Source organism: Georgenia sp. (assembly GCF_054605595.1).
Genome location: NZ_JBTSDU010000157.1, coordinates 1 through 6,280, shown reverse-complemented (window position 1 = coordinate 6,280; position 6,280 = coordinate 1). Strand labels below are relative to the sequence as shown.

The 6,280-nt window shown below is 73.7% G+C and carries 6 protein-coding genes; 2 read left to right on the top strand and 4 right to left on the bottom strand.

What is annotated here, in order from left to right; all coding sequences use genetic code 11:
- Together ACYC1Z_RS13700 and ACYC1Z_RS13695 are read left to right on the top strand one after the other, a co-directional pair.
- A partial coding sequence (locus ACYC1Z_RS13700; protein WP_461410082.1) for a Y-family DNA polymerase occupies positions 1 to 1,607 on the top strand: 1,607 nt, incomplete at its 5' end.
- Between the two features lie 67 nt (positions 1,608 to 1,674).
- Positions 1,675 to 2,496: an MBL fold metallo-hydrolase gene (locus tag ACYC1Z_RS13695; protein WP_461410081.1), complete on the top strand. Its 822-nt coding sequence runs from the start codon at positions 1,675 to 1,677 to the stop codon at positions 2,494 to 2,496.
- 17 nt (positions 2,497 to 2,513) lie between these two features.
- Here ACYC1Z_RS13695 and ACYC1Z_RS13690 read toward each other — a convergent pair whose 3' ends face one another.
- The 4 genes from ACYC1Z_RS13690 to ACYC1Z_RS13675 form a co-directional block, all read right to left on the bottom strand.
- Complete coding sequence (locus ACYC1Z_RS13690; protein ID WP_461410080.1) at positions 2,514 to 4,214, bottom strand: LTA synthase family protein; 1,701 nt, start codon at positions 4,212 to 4,214, stop codon at positions 2,514 to 2,516.
- A 33-nt stretch (positions 4,215 to 4,247) separates the two neighbouring features.
- Entirely contained in the window at positions 4,248 to 4,382 is a 135-nt protein-coding gene (locus ACYC1Z_RS13685; RefSeq protein WP_461410079.1) for a hypothetical protein, read from the bottom strand.
- 337 nt (positions 4,383 to 4,719) lie between these two features.
- On the bottom strand, positions 4,720 to 5,109 hold the full coding sequence (locus ACYC1Z_RS13680; protein ID WP_461410078.1) for a GntR family transcriptional regulator: 390 nt from the start codon (positions 5,107 to 5,109) through the stop codon (positions 4,720 to 4,722).
- The gene (locus tag ACYC1Z_RS13675) at positions 5,106 to 6,014 is read right to left on the bottom strand and encodes a hypothetical protein (protein WP_461410077.1); all 909 of its coding nucleotides are present in this window, start codon (positions 6,012 to 6,014) and stop codon (positions 5,106 to 5,108) included. Before ACYC1Z_RS13675 ends, ACYC1Z_RS13680 begins: the two co-directional genes overlap by 4 nt.
- Positions 6,015 to 6,280: the final 266 nt, after the last annotated feature.

Below are 6,280 nucleotides of genomic sequence, written 5' to 3'. Positions count from 1 at the left end.
GCGCCACGCGCCGGGTGGTCCTGTGGGTCCCGGACTGGCCGGTGGCCGCCGCCGTCGCCGAGGGACTGGCGGATCCACAGGTACCGGTCGCGGTGCACGACGCGCGCGGCGTCGTCGTCGCCTCGGCTGCCGCCCGGGCGGGTGGGGTGCGTCGCGGCATGCGGCGGCGCAGCGCCCAGCAGGTGTGCCCCGAGCTCGTCCTGGTGCCCGTCGACCAGGTGCGGGACGCGCGTGCGTTCGAGCCGCTCGTCCAGGCGGTGGAGACCGTGGTGGCCGACGCCCTGGTCGTGCGCCCCGGCATGGTCGTCTTCCTCGCCCGCGGCCCGGCGCGTCACGTGGGCTCGGAGGACGCCCTGGCCGATCTGCTCGTCGGGACGGTGGCCGCCGAGACCGGTGCCGAGTGCCAGGTGGGCATCGGCGACGGGCTGCTCGCCGCCATGCTCGCCGCCCGGGCCGGGGTGCTCGTGCCCACCGGCGGTGCGTCCGCCTTCCTCGCCGGGCAGGACGTCGCCGCGCTCACCCTGGCCGCGAGCACCCGGCAGGCGGCCGCGGAGACCGCGGAGCTGGTGGATCTGCTGCGCCGTCTCGGCCTGCGCACCCTGGGTGCCTTCGCCGCGCTGGCCACCAGGGACGTCGCCGCCCGCTTCGGCGGCCGTGGGCTGATCGCCCACCGCCTCGCCCGTGGGCTCGACATGCGTCCGCCCGCCGCCCGCCGCCCCGAGGACGACGTGCTGGCCGCCACCGAGCTCGACCCGCCCGCGGAACGGGCCGACGTCGCCGCCTTCGCCGCCCGGGCCCTGGCCGAACAGCTCGCCGAACGGATGCTGCGCCGCGGCGTCGTCTGCGCCCGGCTCGAGGTGCGGGCCCGGACCGAGGACGGTAACGAGCTGGTGCGCACCTGGAACATCGACGGCGCACCCACCGCCGCCGAACTGACCGACCGGGTGCGCTGGCAGCTCGAGGGATGGCTGTCCGGCCGGAGCGGCCGGCCGCCCGCGGCGCCGCTGACCCGTCTCGAGCTGGTCGCCCAGGAGGTCAGCCCCGCCGGTGCGGTGCAGGACGGGCTGTGGGGGCGCTCGCTCCGGGGCCAGGCGCAGGCCGGACGCGCCGCCCTGCGCGTGCAGGGCCTGCTCGGCGCCGAGGGGGTGCTCGTCCCGGTGCTGCAGGGCGGGCGGGACCCGCGCGCCGCCGCCCGGCTGGTGGCCTGGGGGGACGACACCGTGCCGCTGCGCCGCACCGACGCACCCTGGCCCGGCCAGGTGCCCGCCCCGTGGCCGGCCACCGTGCCCGCCGAGCCGGTGCCCGTGCGGCTGGTGGACGCCGCCGGTGACGACGTCCGGGTGGACGCACGCGGCACCGCCAGCGCGCCACCCACTCGGGTGCTGGTCCCCCCGCCGACGGCGCGACGCGACGGAACCATCTCGGTGTCGGCCGCGGGTGAGTACCCGCTGCTCGCCTGGGCGGGGCCGTGGCACGGCACCGAACGCTGGTGGTCGTCGGACCAGGGGCGACGCCGCGCCTACGTCCAGGTCGTCCCCGAAGGGACGCCGGCGCTGCTCCTCGCCGTCGAGCGTGGGCGGTGGCAGATCGAAGGTGTCTACGACTGAGACCCGGCGTCGTCAGCACGGGAGGGAAGACCTGGTGCACACCCGACGAAACGGCAAGGATCGCCTCATGACCGTCTGGATCTGTCGGACCTGCGCCGTCGAGCATGCCGACACGGACCTCCCGCCGGAGCTCTGCGAGATCTGCGCCGACGCGCGGCAGTGGGTGCCCGCGACCGGGCAGGCCTGGACCACGCTGGCGGACATGGCTGCCGTCGGTCATGCCGTCGCGGTGCGCGAGGTGGAACCGGGGCTGCTCGGACTGGTTGCCCAACCGCAGGTGGGCATCGGTCAGCAGGCGCTCCTGGCCTGTACCCCAGTGGGGAACGTCCTGTGGGACCCCATCGGCTTCGTCGACGACGACGCCGTGCGTCGGGTGCGTCGAGAGGGTGCGGTCGTGGCGATCGCCGCGAGCCACCCGCACATGTTCGGCGTCCAGGTCGAGTGGAGCCGGGCGCTCGGTGGGGTGCCCGTGCTGGTCAACCGGGCCGATGCCCGCTGGCTCGCCCGCGAGGACGACGCCGTCCGCTACTGGTCGGGCACCGTCTCGCCCGTCCCGGGCATCAGGGTCCACCAGATCGGTGGCCATTTCCCCGGCAACGCCGTCGCCACCTGGACCGCGGCGGACGGTCTCGGCGTGCTGCTCAGCGGGGACACGATCGCCCCCAACGCGGACCGGGCGACCGTCGCCTTCATGCGCAGCTACCCGAACCGGATCCCACTTTCCGCCGCCGTGACGCAGCGGGTCGCGCGGGACGTCCTGCGGCTCGACTTCGACCGGATCTACGGCAACTTCGGCAACCCCGTGCCGCGGGACGCGCGGGCGGCCGTGCGGTACAGCGCCGACCGGCACGCGGCCTGGGTCCGCGGCGACCACGACCACCTCACCTGACGGGCGCCCGCCGGTGTTCAGCCGACGGGCGGCTCGAACAGGGCCGTCTCGGCGAAGCCTTCGCCGGCGGTGAGGTCGTACTGCACCAGCCGGTAGTCCGCCAGCAGCGCTTCCGCCCATGGGGAGAGGTCCTCGTCGGTGATCTCCCGGCCGTCCGGGGCGAGCATGATGCCCCGTTCGGCGGCGGGCACCTCCTCGGCGATCTTCCCGAGTAGTGCGTCGTAGGGCGTGACCGCCGCGCCCGCCGTCGCCAGGAGCTGGTTCACGAGGTGGTTGGGGCCGAGGAGCTCGGCACCTGGGTCCTTGGGCGTGGTCTCGAAGTTCGCCCAGACGAACCACGGCGTCTCGTACATCGACTGATCGTCGTTGCTCGACAGGATCCGCTCGGGCCAGATGGCGGGGGAGTGGTCGCCGTAGAAGAGCACGATCGTCCGCTCGTCCAGCGCTCGGAGGTCGCTGACCAGCTGCTCGAGCGCCTCGTCGCTGTAACGCAGGCCCCGCAGGTACTGGCCGACGGTGCGCCGCTCCGCGGGCGTCAGCGCGCCGTCGACCCCGAGCGGCTCGTCGTACTTGCCCTCGTAGGGCAGGTGGTTCTGCATGGTGACCACGTTGACGAGCATCGGCTCCTCGGACGTTCTGAGCTCCTCGAGCACGCGGTCGAAGGTACCGGCGTCGGAGATGAACGGGTTGTCCTCCACGCGTGCGGCGCCGGTGAGGTCGTCCTGGAACGCCGCCCGCTCGAAGCCGAACGTGGCGTAGACGTCGTCGCGACGGTAGAACCTGCGCTCGTAGGGGTGGATCGCGAGGGTCGCATGGCCCCGGCCGACCGATCGCAGCAAGGACGGGAAGTCCGCCTTGTTCGGCACCAGCATCTGGTAAGGCGTGTGCATCTGCTCACGGAAGTTGCTCAGCGACAGCCCGGTGAGCACCTCGAACTCGACGTTGGCCGTGCCGCCGCCGTAGTCGGAGCTCAGCATCGTGCCCGACGTCGTCCCTGCCATGAGGCCGCGCGTGAACGGGATCGGGTCCTCGGCGACCTCGAGCCCCCGGAGTGTTGTGGGGTCGGTGAACGACTCGCTGAGGACCAGGAGGATGTTCGTGTCGGCAAGCGCGCCCACCTCGCGCGTGGCGTTGGTCCGGGTGGCGATCGCGGCGTACCTCAGCGTGAGGTCGCGCATCGCCGCCGCCGAGTAACCGGCGGGGCGGTCCATGGCCGTGCCGGGCATGTTGTACAGCACGCCCGAGACGAACCCGTTCTCGGCGTAGTTCTCCACCTGGTCCCACCTGGCCCAGGTCGGCCCCGACCGGTCCCAGAGCGCCCGCAGCGGGTTGCCGGACTCGTTGAAGGTCATCGTGGTGGCCAGCACCCCGAGGGCCAGGAGGCCCACCGTCGCGCGTGCCAGGAGAGTCGGTCGACGACGGCGGAGCTTCGGCCGGGCGGACCGTGCGGACCGACGGTGGGCGACGGCCGTGCTCGCGGCGATGGTGATGAGGACGAGGGCGGCGAGCCCCACCCGGGCCGGTTCGACGCCGATGGGCTCCAGCAGCAGCCCCGCGTCCTTGAGGTGCTCGATGTCGGTCGGGTACAGCGGCTCCCCGCGCAGCGACATCTTCTGGTAGTCCGCGAAAGCGATGACCGCGCCCGCCGTGACGCTGACGACGGTCGAGAGCCACAGCCTGCCGACGACGGCGTGGACGAGCACCACCGCCGCCCACACGACCAGCACCTCCAGGGCCAGCCGGTCAGCCCGTCAGGTGGCGACGCGTTCGAGCGGATCGAGCCACGGATCGGTCTGGACGTGCACCAGTTCGACACCCGCCGTCACGGCTGCCGCGAGGAGCAGCGTCAGTGCCGCGGTGGGGACGGCGTGCCGGGCCGCGTCCATCGTGCGTCGGGTTGGTGCCCGTGCCCAGGCCCGCACCCGTGCCCACCCCCATGGCCGTGCCGGGCCCGCGGGAGGGTCCGGTCCAGGGGCTGGGGGCGCCTTCGTACCTGTTTCCCTGGGGATGTTGGTGGTCTGGGCCATGGGAACCGTTCGGTCGAGGAGTCGGCACCGGGGCGGACCACGCTGCTCGGGAAAAAGGTATCTGAACGGCCCGCGGACGGACGAGGGCCGGACCGGGCTCGCCCGGACGGTCGCTCCGGCGACCCGGCCTGGGTCCGACGTCGCCGAGATGGCGGGCGGGCGGTGCGGGTGACCGAACTCGGCTCCGCTTCGGCCGTCAGGGCAGGGCGTCCGGCGGCGCGGACATGAGGGCGCCGCGGACGACATCGAGAATCTCGACATCACTCAGCCCGGTGTCACGCGCCCCCATGACGAACTCGCGGGCCAGGGCGCGCACCTGCGCGGTGGGGGCTGGGGGAGACGCCCCTGCGGCCACGACGGTACCCACACGCCGTCGGGACACGACGACCCCGCCGGCCTCGAGCTCCCGGTAGGCGCGCTGCACGGTGCCGACGGCGACCCCGAGGTCGGAGGCGAGGTCACGCACGGTAGGCAGCCGATCGTCCGTGGCCAGGATGCCGGCTGCGACCAGTGCGGCAACCTGTCCCCGGATCTGCTCGTAGGGCGGAACGCCAGAGGCGAGGTCGATGCGGATCTGGCCGCTCATCGGGCGGGCTCGGCCGGGCCGGCGGCCGGATCACGGGCAGCAGCGACCTCTCTGGTCACCGGTCGCACGGCCGTCACCGGGGCCATGACGGCCCCGGCTCCGACGAGCACCGCCACGGACACCGCGATCGCCCCACCCAGTGCCCAGCCCGAGTTGTGCAGCGCCTGGGCGGCGACCAGCAGCACCGCCGTCAGCGTCCCGCCGAGGAAGAGCTGGACCCCGCCGAGGACCCGCGCGGCGCTGGTGCGACGCAGGGCATGGTCGTCGGCATCGTGGGTGCCGGCGACCGCGGGACGGCGGGCCACCAGGCGCAGCACCAGCCACGTGGCGCCCAGCACGACTGCGAACGCCGCCAGGATCGGCAGCCCGTAGGCCCACCCGGGGTACGGCCCCGAGGCACCGCCGGCGAATCCCTCGCCGACGGCCTCCGGTGTGATGAGCGTGGGTACTGCGCGCCCGGACTCCGTCGCGGTGAGGCCGAAGATGCTCAGGCCGACGACGGCCACCGCGGTCGTGACGAGCAGCCCCCGGCCGCGGTGGCCGGCGAGCTCCCGCAGTGTCCGGCGCCGCAGCGTTGCCTGTCGGAGGTGCCCCGCCGGGCGCGGCCAGGTCCGTTCCCCGACGTAGTGGACGGCGAGGAAGACCAGTGCGCCGATCGTGAGGCTGAGGGCGCTCACCAGGCCCGGGGAGCCGAGGCGGACCAGCGAGGTGGTGGCACCGGCCATCAAGGGCACGGGCGTCACGAGCACGCCGAGGAGCGAGACGAGCGCGGTGAGGTCCTCGTGGCGGCGTGCGGCCCGGAGCGTGGTGACGGCGTCGTCGGCCACCCGGACGGGGCGGGCGTGCGCGGCGACGAGGATGGAGATGGCGAGTGGGACCGCTGCCAGCAGGACGACGAGCAGCACGGCGTGTTCCAATCCATTGACTGATTGATACACAAAGTCTGGTCCTGACTGCGGGTCGTGTCAAAGACGGACGAGTGCCGGGGCGTGCGCACTCGCCTGCCCGCCTGCCCGCCTGCCCGCCTGCCCGCCTGCCCGCCTGCCCGCCTGTCCGCCTGTCCGTGGGAACCCGTACACTCGAACGTACGTATGAAGGAGGGGTGATGGGACCGCGGTATGCCGAGCTGCACGCGCACTCGGCCTTCAGCTTCCTCGACGGCGCGAACCTC

Excerpts from the sequence above, each read along its gene's own strand:
- ACYC1Z_RS13695 (WP_461410081.1), top strand. The coding sequence starts at position 1,675 with ATGACCGTCTGGATCTGTCGGACCTGCGCCGTCGAGCATGCCGACACG.
- ACYC1Z_RS13685 (WP_461410079.1), bottom strand. The coding sequence starts at position 4,382 with ATGGACGCGGCCCGGCACGCCGTCCCCACCGCGGCACTGACGCTGCTC.
- ACYC1Z_RS13680 (WP_461410078.1), bottom strand. The coding sequence starts at position 5,109 with ATGAGCGGCCAGATCCGCATCGACCTCGCCTCTGGCGTTCCGCCCTAC.